Genomic DNA, 14504 nt, shown 5'->3' on the forward strand with positions numbered 1-14504 from the left:
GGTCAGGACTCCTGCGCCGACAGCTGGCCGAGCAGGTCGATGGCCGCGTCCGCGAGCACCGTGCCGGGCCCGAAGATCGCCGCCGCGCCGGCCTCGCGCAGCGCCGGGTAGTCCTGCGGCGGGATGACGCCGCCGACGACGACCATGATGTCCTCGCGGCCCAGCTCGGCGAGCTCGTGCCGCAGCGCGGGCACCAGCGACAGGTGCCCGGCGGCCAGCGACGAGACGCCGACGACGTGCACGTCCGCCTCGATCGCCTGCCGCGCGACCTCGGCCGGGGTGGAGAACAGCGGGCCGACGTCGACGTCGAAGCCGAGGTCGGCGAAGCCGGTGGCGATCACCTTCTGGCCGCGGTCGTGGCCGTCCTGACCCATCTTCGCGACGAGGATCCGCGGGCGGCGGCCCTCCTCCGCGGCGAACTCGTCGACCAGCTGACGGGCCTTTTCGACGTTCTGCGTCTTCCCCACCTCCTCGCGGTACACCCCCGAGATGGTCCGGATCTGGCCGGAGTGCCGTCCCCAGATCTTCTCCAGCGCGTCGGAGATCTCGCCGACGGTCGCCTTCGCGCGGGCCGCGTCGATGGCCAGTTCCAGCAGGTTGCCGCCGTTGCCGGCGCCCTCGGTGAGCCGACGCAGGGCGTCCTCGGTGGCCGCGGAGTCGCGTTCGGACCGCAGCCGCCGCAGCTTCTCGAGCTGCTGGGCGCGGACGCCCGCGTTGTCGACCTTGAGGACGTCGATCTCCTCGTCGTCCGTGACCTGGTACTTGTTGACGCCGATGACCGGCTGCCGCCCGGAGTCGATCCGCGCCTGGGTGCGCGCGGCGGCCTCCTCGATGCGCAGCTTGGGGATGCCCGCGTCGATCGCCTTCGCCATGCCGCCGGCCTGCTCGACCTCGGTGATGTGGCCCCACGCCTTGCGCGCGAGGTCGTAGGTCAGCTTCTCGACGAAGGCGGACCCACCCCACGGGTCGATCACGCGCGTGGTGCCGGACTCCTGCTGCAGCAGCAGCTGGGTGTTGCGGGCGATCCGCGCGGAGAAGTCCGTCGGCAGCGCGAGGGCCTCGTCGAGGGCGTTCGTGTGCAGCGACTGCGTGTGCCCCTGGGTCGCGGCCATCGCCTCGACGCAGGTGCGCACGACGTTGTTGTAGACGTCCTGCGCGGTCAGCGACCAGCCCGACGTCTGGGAGTGCGTCCGCAGCGACAGCGACTTCGACGACGTCGGGTTGAAGCCCTTCACGAGCTTCGCCCACAGGAGACGCGCCGCGCGCAGCTTCGCGACCTCCATGAAGAAGTTCATCCCGATCGCCCAGAAGAACGACAGCCGCGGCGCGAACTTGTCGACGCTGAGCCCGGCATCGACACCCGATCGGATGTATTCGACGCCGTCGGCGAGCGTGTACGCCAGCTCGAGGTCGGCCGTCGCGCCGGCTTCCTGCATGTGGTAGCCGGAGATGGAGATCGAGTTGTACTTCGGCATGTGCTGCGAAGTGAAGGAGAAGATGTCGGAGATGATCCGCATCGACGGCTGCGGCGGGTAGATGTAGGTGTTGCGGACCATGAACTCCTTGAGGATGTCGTTCTGGATGGTCCCCGCGAGCTGCTCCGGCTTCACCCCCTGCTCTTCGGCCGCGACGACGTACAGCGCGAGCACCGGCAGCACCGCGCCGTTCATCGTCATCGACACCGACATCTTGTCGAGGGGAATCCCGTCGAAGAGCTGCCGCATGTCGTAGATGGAGTCGATGGCCACGCCGGCCATGCCGACGTCACCCGAGACGCGCGGGTGGTCGGAGTCGTAGCCGCGGTGGGTGGCCAGGTCGAAGGCGACCGAAAGCCCTTTCTGCCCGGCGGCGAGGTTGCGCCGGTAGAAGGCGTTGGACTCCTCGGCGGTGGAGAACCCGGCGTACTGGCGGATGGTCCACGGCTGGTTGACGTACATCGTCGGGTACGGCCCGCGCAGGAAGGGCGCGATGCCGGGGTACGTGCCGAGGAAGTCCACATCGGACAGGTCGGCGGCGGTGTAGACGGGCTTGACGCCGATGCCCTCGGGCGTCTCCCAGGCCAGGGCGTCCGGGCCCTTGCCGGTGGCGTTCTCCACCGCGCGCGCCCAGGTGTCGCGGTCGCCCGTGGCCGGCGTGCCGAGGTCGAGACCGGCGAAGTTCGGGATGGTCATCGCGCAACTCCCAGCTTGGCGTGCAGGCCGTTGAGGACTTCGAGGGCGTCGCAGCCGGCGAAGACGTTGCCGTCCACGCCGTCGAAGGAGCCCTTGCCCGCCAGCAGGACGTACTCGGCTCCGAGGGACGCGGCGACCTCGGAAGCGGAATCCGAATACGCGGAGTCGGTGCCGCAGAGGCAGGCGATGCGGGCGCCCGAAGCACGGAACGCACCCGGCAGGTCGTCGGTCGCGCCCGGGTTGACGGCTTCGATCCCGCCCGCCTGGAACAGGTTGGCGGCGAAGCCGGCCCGCGCGGTGTGCGCGGCAACCGGGCCCAGCGTGGCCAGGAAGATCTTCGGCCGCGAGCCGTGCGAAGCGAGGTACGCGTCCGACGCGTCCCGCAGGGCTTCGAAGCCTTCGGCGTACCGGTGCCGCGGCAGCCCACCTTCCACAGTGGCCTCGAAGGGCGTCCGGACCACCGGCTTCTCGGCGAGGTTCGGGAATTCGCTGACGCCGGTGAGCGGGTCACGCCGCGTCGCGATCCGCGACGCGCGCTTCTCCCACGTCGCCGCCAGCCGCCCGGCCAGCTCGCCAGAGGCCAGCGAAGCCACCAAGCCCCCCTCGCCTTCGATGGCGGTGAACTCGGCCCAGGCGGCGTGCGCGAGGTCGTCCGTGAGCTTCTCGACGTACCAGGAGCCGCCCGCCGGGTCGGCCACGCCGGCCAGCCTGGACTCCTCCAGCAGCACCGCGTGGGTGTTGCGGGCGATCCGCGCGGAGAAGGCGTCGGGCTTGCCGATCGCCGCGTCGAACGGCAGCACGGTGACCGCGTCCGCGCCGCCGACGCCCGCGCCGAAGCAGGCCACGGTCGTGCGCAGCATGTTCACCCAGGGGTCACGCCGGGTCAGCATGGCCGGCGACGTCACGGCGTGCTGGCGCATGGGCGAGGTGAAACCGCAGACCTCGGCGACCCGCGCCCACAGGCGCCGCGCCGCGCGCAGCTTCGCGATGGTGGAGAACTGGTCGGCGGTCGCGGCGAGCCGGAACTCGAGCTGCCCGGCCGCGGTCTCGACGTCGAGCCCGGCGTCCGTCAGCGCACGCAGGTAGGTGACGCCGGCGGCGACGAGCGCGCCCAGCTCCTGGGCGTCCGATCCGCCCGCTTCGTGGAACGGCAGGCCGTCGGCGACGATCGTCCGCACTTTCGGGTACTTCCCGGCGACACGCACGGCGAGCGCGGCCGCCGGTGCCAGCTCGACCGCGGTACCGGACCGGGCCGCCAGCCCGATCGGGTCGGCACCCAGCACGGCGGTGGCTTCGCTCGCCGGGATCTCGCGCTCGCCGAACAGCTCGAACAAGGCGTCGGCGGCCTCGGCGTACGCAGGCCCCGCGTCCAGGACGACCTGCGCCAGGTCGAGGTAGACCTCGTTGAGCGCGTCGGCCAGCGCGGACGGCGGCACGGAGAGCCAGATCGACGTCACGCCGCCTTCGAGGTCGGCGAGGATCGCCTTGTTGACCGCGCGGCCGTCGTCGCCGGTGAACCGGGCGCGGACGTCCCAGCCGGTGCCGACCTGGCCGTCCGGGCGGGACCCGCGCACGTACGGCGGCAGGCCGGGGAAGCCGATGTCGCCGGGGACGTCCTCGGCCGTGTACAGCGGCTGGATCTCGATCCCGTCGTAGGTGCGCGTGACGAGCTTGCTCTCCGGGGCACCCGCGAAGTCCTCCGGCAGCTTCCCGCTCTTGCGCAGCACACCCGCGACCAGGTCCTGCCACTGCTCGCGCGTCGCCTGCGGGAACTCGGCCGCGAGGTCGAGTTCGGAGATCGGCACTGACTCCGGACCGGCCACATCAGTCATAACCTGTGATGGTAGAGGCACTCGCCGTCTCCGACCTGTGAGTCTGGTCGCCTTAGGGGGCGGCCCGGGCCGGGTTGGGGGCAGCGTGCAGGGACTGTCGGTCCCGTACGCCACAATTGGCGGGTGCCCCCCTCCAGCGAAGAGACACGAGTGGTCGCCGGTCGCTACCGGCTGCGTTCGGTGCTCGGCTCCGGGTCGATGGGCACCGTGTGGTCGGCCTACGACGAGTTCCTGCACAGGCAGGTGGCCGTCAAGGAGATGAAGGTGCCGCCGGGCATCCCGGCGTCGCAGGCGGACGAGCTGCGGGAGCGCACGCTGCGCGAGGCGCGCGCGATCGCCGTGCTCTCCCACCCGAACGTGATCATCCTGCACGACGTCGCCCGCGAGGACGACCAGCCGTTCGTGGTGATGGAGCTGCTGCCCTCGCGCAGCCTGGCGCACATCCTGCGCGACCACGGGCCGCTCACCGTCGGGCAGGCCGCCGCCGTCGGCATCGCCGTGGCGTCCGCGCTGGAGGCCGCGCACGCCGCCGGCATCACCCACCGCGACGTCAAGCCGGGCAACGTCCTGGTGGCCAGCGACGGCCGGATCAAGCTGACCGACTTCGGCATCGCCCGCAACGTCTCCGAGGCGACCATGACCCGCACCGGGATCATGCTCGGCTCGCCCGCCTACATCGCGCCGGAGGTCGCCTCCGGCGGCGCCGTCACGCCGGCCGCCGACCTGTGGGGCCTCGGCGCGACGCTGTTCGCCGCGGTCGAGGGCGCGCCGCCGTACGACGCCGACGGCGATCCGCTGGAAACCGTCGGCAAGGTCGTCAACGGGAAGGTGCCCAAGCCGAAGGCCGGCCCGCTCGCCGACGTCATCAGCGCGTTGATGAACAAGGAGCCCGGCCGGCGGATCACGCTGCGGGAGGTCCGGCACCGGCTCTACCCGCTGCAGACGAAGACGCCGCTCGACCTGTTCGGGCCCGAGCTGTTCCGCACGCCCGACGGCAAGAAGACGTCCGCGCAGCCGGACGCCACCGACACCCAGGTGATCAAGACCGTCCTGCCGGCGAAGGACGAGAAGAAGGACACCACCAAGGCGGAGAAGAAGGCCGAGGCGTCGAGCAGCGAGCTCGCCGCCGACCCGGGCCCGCTGCCGTTCCTGCGCCCGCCCACCCCGGCACCGGCCCCGGCGTCGGGCGCGCCGACGGTGTTCGTCCCGCCGCCACCGCCGCGGCCGGCCCGCCGCAGCTCCACGGCCACCGCGGTGCTCGTCGTGGTGGCGATCCTGCTCTTCCTGCTCGCCGCGGGCGGCGGGTTCGCGCTGGCCAGGGCGGTCGGCGGCCAGACGCTGCTGCCACCGGCCGCGGCTCCGCGCACCCCCGCGAACGGCGTCACCGACGTGCCGGCGCCGTCGCTGGTGCAGCAGTCCGGCGACGCGAGCTACGCGACCGGCAACGGCGGGCAGTTCGGCCTGCAGGTGCCCGAAGGCTGGCAGAAGTTCGTCGCCCCGCACACCACGAAGTTCGGGGCGAGCACGGCGGTCCAGTACGTCTCCCCCGACGGCCGCCGGTCGCTGCGGGTGGAGCGGCTGGCGAGGTACTTCGGCCAGTACCCCGACGAAAGCGAGTACGTCTCCTGGCTGAAGGGGTCGTACCCGGGCAACGCGTTCCAGCTCGACGGGCCGACGCCGCTGCCGGACGGCAAGGGCCAGACGCTGACGTACCGCCTGACCGAGGGCGGCGCGCTGCCCGAAGGCGGCCGAGGCGGCGGCACCCGCGTGACGTTCATGAACCTGGTCCGGGCGAGCACGAGCCTGTGGCTGCTGTCGGTCACCGTGCCCGCCGAGCAGGAGAGCTCGGGCCGCCAGGACGTCTTCGACCGGGTCGCCCCGACGCTGAGCGTCTCGGACTAACCGCGGAGGACCTCGCGGGACACCTGCTCCTGGGCGAGGTGGCGCAGCCCGGCGAAGATCCGGTCGCCGAGCACGGTCGCGACCAGCCCGGTCTCGATGATCTTGTCCAGCGACGTCAGCCCGGCCACCACCTCGACGTCGAGTTCCGCGACGCGCATCGCGAGGTCGGCGTACTCGGCGAGCCGGTCGGTCAGCTTCTCCTGGCCCAGCTCCTTGGCCGTGGCCAGCGCCGCGACGAGGTTCGCGATCGTGCGGTGCGCCGGCGGGTGCTCCTTCCAGCCGTGGCGGCGCATGAGGTCGGCCAGCAGGCCCGACGCCCACTCGGCGGCCTCCTCGGACACCTTCGGCGGGGTCCCGGCCAGCTCCTGCTGGACGACGCCCATCGTCCGGTGCGGGGTCTCGGCGCCGTCGATCGCGCCGAGCACGACACCGACCGAGGCCAGCGGCAGCCCGCCGACCTCGGTGAGCGCCTTGATCAGCCGCAGCCGCTGGACGTGCGCGGCGGAGTAGCGCGCCTGGTTCGGGCTGGTGCGCTCGCCGGCCGGGAGCAGGCCCTCGCGCAGGTAGAACTTGACGGTCGCGACCGGCACCCCGGACTCGGCGCTCAGCTCGGCCATCCGCATGCGTTTCCGCTCCGATCCCGGGGTCCGTCTCGGGGACAACCCTGAAGACTTCTCAGCATGGATAGTTTAGCTTTCCAAAACGGAGAGCTTGACTATCCGTTCTGGGAGGAACCATGACCATCTTGCGCCTTCCGGGGCTTCGCCCCGGGCCGGGGGCTCCGCCACCCGGAACCCCCGAAAAGAAGCGCCTTGCCGATCTCCGGAGCAGAACGAACACGTGGCACCGGCCGTCCGCGCTCGCGGCCGTCGTGCTGGGGGTGGTGGCACTGCTGTGCGTCGCGGCCATGCAGCTCGACCAGCGCACCCTGGGCGGCGCGCCGATCTGGGCGAAGCCGTTCAAGTTCGCGGTGTCCGGCGCGCTCTACTTCGCCACCTGGAGCTGGCTCGTCTCGCTGCTGCCGAAGTTCCGGCGCACGGCGAACTGGCTCACGAACCTCCTGGTCGCCATCTTCGCCGCCGAGTACGTCCTGCTGGTGTTCCAGGCCGCGCGCGGCCGGGCGAGCCACTTCAACGTCGCGACCCCGCAGGACGCCGCGATCTTCGGCGCGATGGCCGTGATGATCGCCGTGCTCTGGGTCGCCACTCTGGTGCTCACCGTGCTGGTGCAGTTCACGAAGCTGCCCGACCGCGCGTCGTCCTGGGCCGTGCGGGCCGGGGCCGCGCTCTCCCTGGTGGGGATCTCGCTCGGCCAGCTGATGACGTCGCCGACGGCGCGGCAGCTCGCGCAGTGGCGGACCGGCGGCCGGCCGGACCTGGTCGGCGGGCACACGGTCGGCCTCGAAGACGGCGGCCCCGGCCTGCCGATCCTCGGCTGGAGCACGGTCGGCGGCGACCTGCGGATCCCGCACTTCGTCGGGATGCACGCGCTGCAGGCCCTGCCGCTGCTGGCCATCGCGCTGGCGGCGCTCGCCCCGCGGTTCGCCCGGCTGCGCGACGACGTCGTCCGCGCACGGCTCGTCCTGGTCGGCGCGGCCGGATACGCGGGCCTGCTCGCGCTGGTGACGTGGCAGGCGCTGCGGGCACAGTCGATCGTGCACCCGGACGCGACGACGCTCGGGGCGTTCGCGCTGCTGGTCGCGGCCGTCGGGCTCGGTTCGTGGGCTACGGTGCGCGTCCGATGAGCCTCTTCGACCTGGCGTTCCCGCTCGCGGCGCCGTTCTGGGCCTTGCTGATCCTGGCGCCGAAGTGGCGGTGGACCGCGCGGATCATGAAGTCGCCGTGGGTGCCGCTGCTGCCGCTGGCGTGCTGGTTCGCGCTCGTGCTGCCGCACTTCGGCGAGTGGGGCCGGGCGATGCTGCGGCCCGACCTCGGCGTCCTGCAGGCGCTGCTGGCCACGCCGTGGGGCGCCGGGCTCGTCTGGGCGCACCTCATCGCGTTCGACCTGTTCATCGCGCGGTGGATGTACTTCGAGGGGCGCGCGCGGGAGATCTCGCCGTGGATCGTCAGCCCGATCCTGCTGCTGACGATCTTCCTCTCGCCGCTCGGGCTGGTGGTGTTCCTGGTGGTGCGCAGTGCCCGGTTACGCTCCCTCGCATGAGTGAACACGAAGCCGCGAGCGCCATCGCCAAGCGCACCGGCGTTGACGCGCACGACATCGCGGTGGTCCTGGGGTCGGGCTGGCGCCCGGCGGCGGACGTCATCGGGGAGTGCGAGACGGAGATCCCGTTCGCCGAGCTGCCCGGCTTCACCACGCCCGGCGCGGTGGGGCACGGCGGCACCATCCGCTCGCTGAAGATCGGCGACAAGAACGTCCTGGTCATGCTCGGGCGGACGCACTTCTACGAGGGCAAGGGCATCGACCCGGTGGTGCACAACGTGCGCACCGCGGCCGCGGCCGGCGTCCGCACGGTGCTGCTGACGAACGCGGCGGGCGGCCTGCGCGAGGGCTTCGGAGTGGGGCAGCCGGTGCTGATCGCCGACCACCTGAACCTGACCGCGCGCTCGCCGATCGTCGGCGCGAACTTCGTCGACCTGACGGACCTGTACTCGAAGCGGCTGCGGGGCATCGCCCGCGAGATCGACCCGTCGCTCGAGGAGGGCGTCTACGCGGGCCTGACCGGGCCGCACTTCGAGACGCCGGCGGAGATCCGGATGCTGCGCACGCTGGGCGCGGACCTGGTCGGCATGTCGACGGTCCTGGAGGCGATCGCCGCCCGCGCAGCCGGCGTCGAGGTCTTCGGCCTGTCCCTGGTGACGAACCTGGCCGCGGGCATGACCGGCGAGCCGCTCAACCACGAAGAAGTCCTGGAAGCCGGCCGCGCGGCGGCCACGAAGATGGGCTCCCTGCTGCGCGAGCTGGTCACCCGCGCCTGACGCCAAGGACGGCACTTTCACGTGAAAGTGACCCGGAGGTCCTCACTCCACGTCACTTTCACGTGAAAGTGCCGCTTTTTGGTCAGGCCAGGGTGGGGAGTTCCGCGGCGACGTCGGCCGGGGAGGGCATGGCCGCGACCTCGGCGGCCAGTGCCTGGGCCGCGTCGCGGACCGACGTGTCCGTGAGGAGGTGGCGGGCCTTGGTGGCGACGGCCTCGGCGGTGACCTCGGCGCCGAGCAGGCGGTCGCCGACGCCGGCCGCGAGGACCGCGTCCGCGTTGGTGAACTGGTCCGCGCCCTGCGGGAGCAGCAGCTGCGGGAGGGCCGCGCCGAACGCGCCGAGGGTCGTGCCGCTGCCGCCGTGGTGGACCACCAGGTCGACGTGCGGGAGCAGCGCCGCCTGCGGGACCCACGCCTCGAGCCGGACGTTCGCCGGGACCTCGCCCAGCGCGCCCTCGGGCAGCGACGGGCCGGTGGCGACCAGGACGTCGACGTCCAAACCGGACAGTCCGGCGATCGCCTCGGTGAGCACGCCCGCGTGGCCCATCGCCGTGCCCAGCGTCAGGTAGACCAGCGGACGCCGCTTGCCGAGCACGCCCGGCGGCAGCTCGCCCGGCTCGCTCCAGCCGACCGGGCGCAGCGGCACCCGGCGGGTGCGGGCCAGGAAGTCCGTGTCCTGCACCGATTCCGGGCAGATGTCGACGAACGGGCCGCCGAACGCCAGGTCCTCGCCCATCTCGATGCCCAGCTCGGCGGCGTGCGAGCGGATCGCGTCCCGGATCTTCTCGGTCATCGGGTCACCGGTCGACACGCGGCCGAACCCGTGCGCCACCACCGGGATCCCGGCCTTCATCGCGGCGAACGCGCCGCCCGAATTGCCCGCTTCGCTGACCACCAGGTCGGGCCGGACGTGCTCGAACAGCGGCAGCAGGTCGGCAACGAACCGCTTCGGCATCAGCTCGCCGAACACCTTCGCGACGACCGGGAAGAGCTGCTCGCGCGGGATGTCACCCGGCGGGCCGGGCGGACCCGCCGCACCGAACGTCTCGCCGAACGCCTGGCCGAACGCGTCCTTGATGGCGAGCCCGGCGACCGCCGATTCGAGCCCGGCTTTCGTCAGCTGTGGCGAGAAGTCTTCCGAAGTGGCGAAGACGACGTCGTGGCCCGCCTCGCGCGCGGCGACCGCCAGCGGGACGAGCGGGAAGGTGTGGCCGAAGGACCCCAGAGAGGTGAAGAGTAAGCGCACCTACCCGACCATAGCCCGTAGGCTGACGCGGTGACATCGATTTCCACCCTGCGTGACGCCGCTTCCCGCTGGATCGCCGCCGATCCGGACCCCGCCACCCGTGCCGAACTGGAAACGGTCCTGGCCCGGGCGGAGAGCGACCCCGCAGCCGCGGCGGACCTGGCCGACCGGCTGGCCGGGCCCCTCGAATTCGGCACGGCCGGCCTGCGCGGCCCGGTGCGCGCCGGCCCGAACGGGATGAACGTCGCCGTCGTCACCCGCACGACGGCCGGGGTCGCCCAGTGGCTGAAGGCGCACGGGCACGCCGGTGCGCTGGTCGTCGTCGGCCGCGACGCGCGGCACGGCTCGGAAGCCTTCGCGCAGGCCGCCGCCGAGGTGCTGACCGCGGCCGGCTTCGACGTCAAGGTGTTCGCGCGCCCGCTGCCGACGCCGGTGCTCGCGTTCGCCGTCGGACGGCTCGGCGCGGTGGCCGGGATCCAGGTCACCGCGTCCCACAACCCCCCGGCGGACAACGGGTACAAGCTCTACGACGCGACCGGCGGCCAGATCGTCCCGCCGTCGGACGGCGAGATCGAGCGCGCCATCGAGGCCGCGCCGCCGGCGACGGACGTGCCGCGGGCGCCCGGTGCCGAGGTCGTCGACCTGCTGGACCGCTACCTCGACGAGGTCGCGACACTGCCGCTGGGCCACGAGCGCGCGGTGCGGGTGGCCGCGACGGCGTTGCACGGCGTCGGCGCGGACACGCTGCGCGCGGCGTTCGAGCGGGCCGGGTTCACCGACCTGCACCTGGTCGGCGCCCAGTCCGCGCCGGATCCCGACTTCCCGACCGTGTCCTTCCCCAACCCCGAAGAGCCGGGCGCGACCGACCTGCTGCTCGCGCTGGCGTCCGATGTGGACGCCGACCTGGCCATCGCGCTCGACCCGGACGCCGACCGGTGCGCGCTCGGCGTCCGCGAGCGCAACGGCGAGTGGCGCATGCTGCGCGGCGACGAGACCGGTGTGCTGCTCGGCTCGTACGTCCTGTCCACTGTGGACCGCACAACGCTGCCGGACCCGCTGGTGGCCACCACGATCGTTTCGTCGTCGATGCTCGGCGAGATCGCCAAGGCCGAGGGCGCCCGGTACGCCGAGACGCTGACCGGCTTCAAGTGGCTGGTGCGGGCCGGCGAAGGACTGGTGTTCGCCTACGAAGAGGCGCTCGGGCTGTGCGTGAACCCGGGCTTCGTGCGCGACAAGGACGGCATCGCCGCCGCGACGCTGGCCGCGGGACTCGCCGCGCAGCTCAAGGCCCAGGGCCGCACGCCGCTGGACGTCCTCGACGAGCTGGCGCGGCGGCACGGCGTCCACCTGACCGACCAGGTTTCGCTGCGGGTCACCGATCTCGCCGTCCGCGGGCAGCTGATGGCGAAGGTGCGGGCCACCCCGCCGGCCCGGCTCGGCGGCGTCGAGGTCACGCTCGAAGACCTGCTGCCGGACGCCGACGTGGTACGCCTGACCGGTGACGGCGTGCGCGTGGTCGTGCGGCCGTCCGGGACCGAACCGAAGCTGAAGGCGTACCTGCAGGTGGTGGCGAGCGCCCGCGCCGACGCACAGGAGCGGCTGACGGCGTTGCGGGCGGACGTCGAGGAGTTGCTGGCCTGATGCCGCGGTTGCTGATCGTCCACCACACGCCGTCGCCGTCGACGCAGGCGCTGTTCGAAGCGGTCGTGGCGGGCGCGACGCACCCGGAGATCGAAGGAGTGGACGTGGTCCGTCGCGCGGCGCTGGCGGCCACCGTGTCCGACGTGCTCGCCGCCGACGGCTACCTGCTGGGCACGCCGGCGAACCTGGGCAGCATGAGCGGCGCGCTCAAGCACTTCTTCGACACGATCTACTACCCGTGCCTGGACGAGACGCGCGGCCGCCCGTTCGGGTACTGGATCCACGGGAACAGCGACATTTCGGGCACGGAACGGCAGTTGCTGGCCATCACGACGGGGCTGGCGTGGGCCAAAGCGGCGGAACCCGTCCTCACAACAGGCGAACCGGACAAAAAGACTTTCGAGGCGTGCACCGAATTGGGCGGCACACTGGCCGCGACGGTAATGGGCTGAAACGTAAAGGGGCCTGTCACCGGAAGCCCTGGGGGTCGACCTCCGGCAACAGGCCGTGGTCAAGGGTTCGCCCGAGGGCGATCGACCTTGACGTGTGAAGCGTACTACAGACGGCCGATCATGACGAGTCGAAGGCGCGACAACCTCTCGCCTGAGCCCTTCCGTGCACCCCCAGGGCACGGAGAGCCAGGCGAGAGGCGAGCCAACTGTAAACCACTGCATACGAGACCTGTCAACATGTGCGTACAGTGGTGTCCGGCTAGAATTTCCGCGGCTGGATTCCCAGGGGGTGGAAATGGCACGGGAACGCACCTTTGCGGAGCGCCTGAGCGCCCTGATCGAGGCTGCCCGCGTGGACGGCCGGGCGCCGCACAGCTACCGCGAGATCTCGGCGGCCGTCGAGCGGGCGGGCGGGCCGGCGATGTCGCCCGCCTACCTGCAGCAGCTCGCCACCGGCAAGCGCGTCAACCCGAAGATCCACTACGTCGAGGCGCTGGCGCGGCTGTTCGGCGTGCCGGTGACGTACTTCTTCGACGAAGAGGCGGCGGCGGCACCGGCGGGCGAGGCCCAGCTGATGGCGATGCGGGCGCAGGAGCTGTCCCCGCAGGGCCGCCGGCAGGTGATGGACCTGCTGGAGCTCGTCGAACGCTACGAGCGGGCCGAACGCGAAGGCCGGAGCCCGGAGGCACCCGGGCGATGAAGGAGCGCGAGCTGCGCCGCCGCTGCCGGAAGCTGCTCAAGGAACTGGACATCGGGCCGCCGCTGGACGTCGAGGTGCTGTGCGCGCGGCTGGGCGAGCGGCGCGGGAAGCCGATCCGGCTGCTGGCGTACCCGCTCGAAGTGCCGGGGCCGTTCGGCTGCTGGATCGCGACGTCGTCCGCGGACTACATCTTCTACCAGGCCGAAACCACGAAATCGCACCAGGACCACATCATCCTGCACGAGCTCGGGCACATGCTGGCCGACCACCACCCGCACGGCGACGCCGAGCCCACCGACTTCCTGCGCGGCCCGGCTCCCGATCTTGACCCGGATGCCGTACACCGCGCCCTGCGCCGCTCGTCCTACGATGACGCGCACGAGTGGGAAGCCGAAACGGTCGCGACGATCATCCTCGAATGGGCGTCGGTCCTGAACTACACGATCCCCCGGCGCGCCGCGGACCGGGATCTCCGCCGGATCCAGGGGGCGCTCGGCGATCACCAAGGGTGGTTGTGAGCACGCTTTTCAGTCCCGTCAACCTGATCGCGATCGTGCTGTTCTCCGCCGCTTTGGCGTGGCGGATCTACCAGGTGACGCGCGCGCCGACCGTGCCGAACTGGGCCGTCACCGCGTGCGTGGCCGGGTTCGCGGCGGCGTTCCTGCTGCAGCAGCCGGTGGTCTCCGACGAAGTCGACGCGCTGCTGGGCCGGGGTGCCGCGCGGGTGGCGAACAACGCGCTGCTGGCGTGCGGCCTCTGCGCGCTGGTGATCTTCTTCCTCGGCTCGGCGCTCGGGCCGCGCCGGTACCGCCGGGTCGTCATCGAGCTGATCCCGCTGGCCGCGGCGATCACGCTGATGGTCGTCGCGATGGGCCTGACGCGGCCGGAGCTGCGCGGGCTGCCGCTGGGGCCGTCGACGATCCACGACAGCGGCGTCGCGGTGTTCTACCTCGGGGCCGGCCTGTACCTGATCTACGGTCTCATCGCCTGCGCGGCCTGGATCATGCGGTATCTGCGGGTGGCGGACCGGAACCTGCGGATCGGGTTGCGGCTGGGCGCGATCGGCATGGCCAGCGCGGCGGCCGGCAGCATCTGCCGCGCGCTGTACATCGTGGTGGCGTGGGTGTTCGGGCCGGTCGTGAAGATCCTGCTGCTGCTCGGCGTGCCGTTCGTGATCGCCGGCGGGATGCTGTTCCTCGCCGGCGTCACCTACCCGGGGGTGCGGGCGCGGGTTTCGGCCCTGCGGCGCCGTCGCCAGCACCGGCGCGAGCACGCGGCCCTCGCTCCCTTGTGGACGGTCCTGGTCGAGGCGTTCCCCAGCATCGTGCTGCGGACGCCGCCGCGACGGCGCGGGGGCGTCAACCGCGCCCACTACCGCCGGGTGATCGAGATCCGGGACGGCCTGGTGCAGCTGTCGCCGTACCTCGACACGGACTTCGGCGCGGTCGTCGCCGACGATCCCGCGGCCGCGGCGGCCGCGTTGAAGGCGGCGCTGCGGCGGCACGCGGACGGCGAGGCCAGCGACGGCCGCGCCAAACAGGTCCTGCCCGCCGGGGCGGACGACATCGAATCCGACGTCCGGCCGCTGCTCGCGCTGTCGGCCGCGCTGGCGAACGGGAAGTGA

The 14504-nt window shown here is 72.2% G+C and carries 13 protein-coding genes; 9 read left to right on the top strand and 4 right to left on the bottom strand.

Going from position 1 to position 14504, the window contains the following annotated elements; genetic code table 11:
• Nucleotides 1–2: 2 nt before the first annotated feature.
• Complete coding sequence (gene scpA / locus BLW76_RS04140) at nucleotides 3–2171, bottom strand: methylmalonyl-CoA mutase (RefSeq protein WP_091304509.1); 2169 nt, start codon at nucleotides 2169–2171, stop codon at nucleotides 3–5.
• Complete coding sequence (locus BLW76_RS04145) at nucleotides 2168–4003, bottom strand: methylmalonyl-CoA mutase family protein (protein ID WP_208613203.1); 1836 nt, start codon at nucleotides 4001–4003, stop codon at nucleotides 2168–2170. Before BLW76_RS04145 ends, scpA begins: the two co-directional genes overlap by 4 nt.
• A gap of 150 nt (nucleotides 4004–4153) precedes the next feature.
• On the opposite strand from BLW76_RS04145, the gene BLW76_RS04150 reads away from it, so the two are divergent.
• On the top strand, nucleotides 4154–5905 hold the full coding sequence (locus BLW76_RS04150) for a serine/threonine-protein kinase (RefSeq protein WP_091304511.1): 1752 nt from the start codon (nucleotides 4154–4156) through the stop codon (nucleotides 5903–5905).
• Here the strand turns inward: BLW76_RS04150 and BLW76_RS04155 are convergent.
• The gene (locus BLW76_RS04155; RefSeq protein WP_091304512.1) at nucleotides 5902–6528 is read right to left on the bottom strand and encodes a MerR family transcriptional regulator; all 627 of its coding nucleotides are present in this window, start codon (nucleotides 6526–6528) and stop codon (nucleotides 5902–5904) included. The genes BLW76_RS04150 and BLW76_RS04155 overlap by 4 nt on opposite strands.
• Before the next feature lie 113 nt (nucleotides 6529–6641).
• Between BLW76_RS04155 and BLW76_RS04160 the strand changes: the two genes are divergently transcribed.
• The 3 genes from BLW76_RS04160 to BLW76_RS04170 are packed head-to-tail and all read left to right on the top strand — an operon-like array spanning nucleotide 6642 to nucleotide 8841.
• The gene (locus tag BLW76_RS04160) at nucleotides 6642–7649 is read left to right on the top strand and encodes a hypothetical protein (RefSeq protein ID WP_244170035.1); all 1008 of its coding nucleotides are present in this window, start codon (nucleotides 6642–6644) and stop codon (nucleotides 7647–7649) included.
• Nucleotides 7646–8065: an ABA4-like family protein gene (locus tag BLW76_RS04165; protein WP_091304513.1), complete on the top strand. Its 420-nt coding sequence runs from the start codon at nucleotides 7646–7648 to the stop codon at nucleotides 8063–8065. Before BLW76_RS04160 ends, BLW76_RS04165 begins: the two co-directional genes overlap by 4 nt.
• Nucleotides 8062–8841: a purine-nucleoside phosphorylase gene (locus BLW76_RS04170; protein ID WP_091304514.1), complete on the top strand. Its 780-nt coding sequence runs from the start codon at nucleotides 8062–8064 to the stop codon at nucleotides 8839–8841. The genes BLW76_RS04165 and BLW76_RS04170 overlap by 4 nt, the downstream gene beginning before the upstream one ends.
• Nucleotides 8842–8923: 82 nt before the next feature.
• On the opposite strand, the gene BLW76_RS04175 is transcribed toward BLW76_RS04170, so the two are convergent.
• Nucleotides 8924–10087 (bottom strand): glycosyltransferase, encoded by a 1164-nt coding sequence (locus tag BLW76_RS04175; protein WP_091304515.1) that lies wholly within the window; start codon nucleotides 10085–10087, stop codon nucleotides 8924–8926.
• A 30-nt stretch (nucleotides 10088–10117) separates the two neighbouring features.
• Between BLW76_RS04175 and BLW76_RS04180 the strand changes: the two genes are divergently transcribed.
• The 5 genes from BLW76_RS04180 (at nucleotide 10118) to BLW76_RS04200 (ending at nucleotide 14504) form a co-directional block, all read left to right on the top strand.
• On the top strand, nucleotides 10118–11728 hold the full coding sequence (locus tag BLW76_RS04180; protein WP_091304516.1) for a phospho-sugar mutase: 1611 nt from the start codon (nucleotides 10118–10120) through the stop codon (nucleotides 11726–11728).
• Nucleotides 11728–12180: a flavodoxin family protein gene (locus BLW76_RS04185; protein ID WP_091304517.1), complete on the top strand. Its 453-nt coding sequence runs from the start codon at nucleotides 11728–11730 to the stop codon at nucleotides 12178–12180. Before BLW76_RS04180 ends, BLW76_RS04185 begins: the two co-directional genes overlap by 1 nt.
• A 295-nt stretch (nucleotides 12181–12475) precedes the next feature.
• Nucleotides 12476–12880 carry an exosome complex component gene (locus tag BLW76_RS04190; protein ID WP_167384463.1) on the top strand — a complete coding sequence of 135 codons (405 nt, stop codon included), beginning with the start codon at nucleotides 12476–12478 and terminating at the stop codon, nucleotides 12878–12880.
• On the top strand, nucleotides 12877–13398 hold the full coding sequence (locus BLW76_RS04195) for a hypothetical protein (protein ID WP_091304519.1): 522 nt from the start codon (nucleotides 12877–12879) through the stop codon (nucleotides 13396–13398). Before BLW76_RS04190 ends, BLW76_RS04195 begins: the two co-directional genes overlap by 4 nt.
• Nucleotides 13395–14504, top strand: coding sequence for an MAB_1171c family putative transporter (locus BLW76_RS04200; RefSeq protein WP_091304520.1), 1110 nt, complete (start codon nucleotides 13395–13397; stop codon nucleotides 14502–14504). The genes BLW76_RS04195 and BLW76_RS04200 overlap by 4 nt, the downstream gene beginning before the upstream one ends.

Origin of the sequence: Amycolatopsis tolypomycina (assembly GCF_900105945.1) — a bacterium.
In the GTDB taxonomy this organism is placed as follows: Bacteria; Actinomycetota; Actinomycetes; order Mycobacteriales; family Pseudonocardiaceae; genus Amycolatopsis; species Amycolatopsis tolypomycina.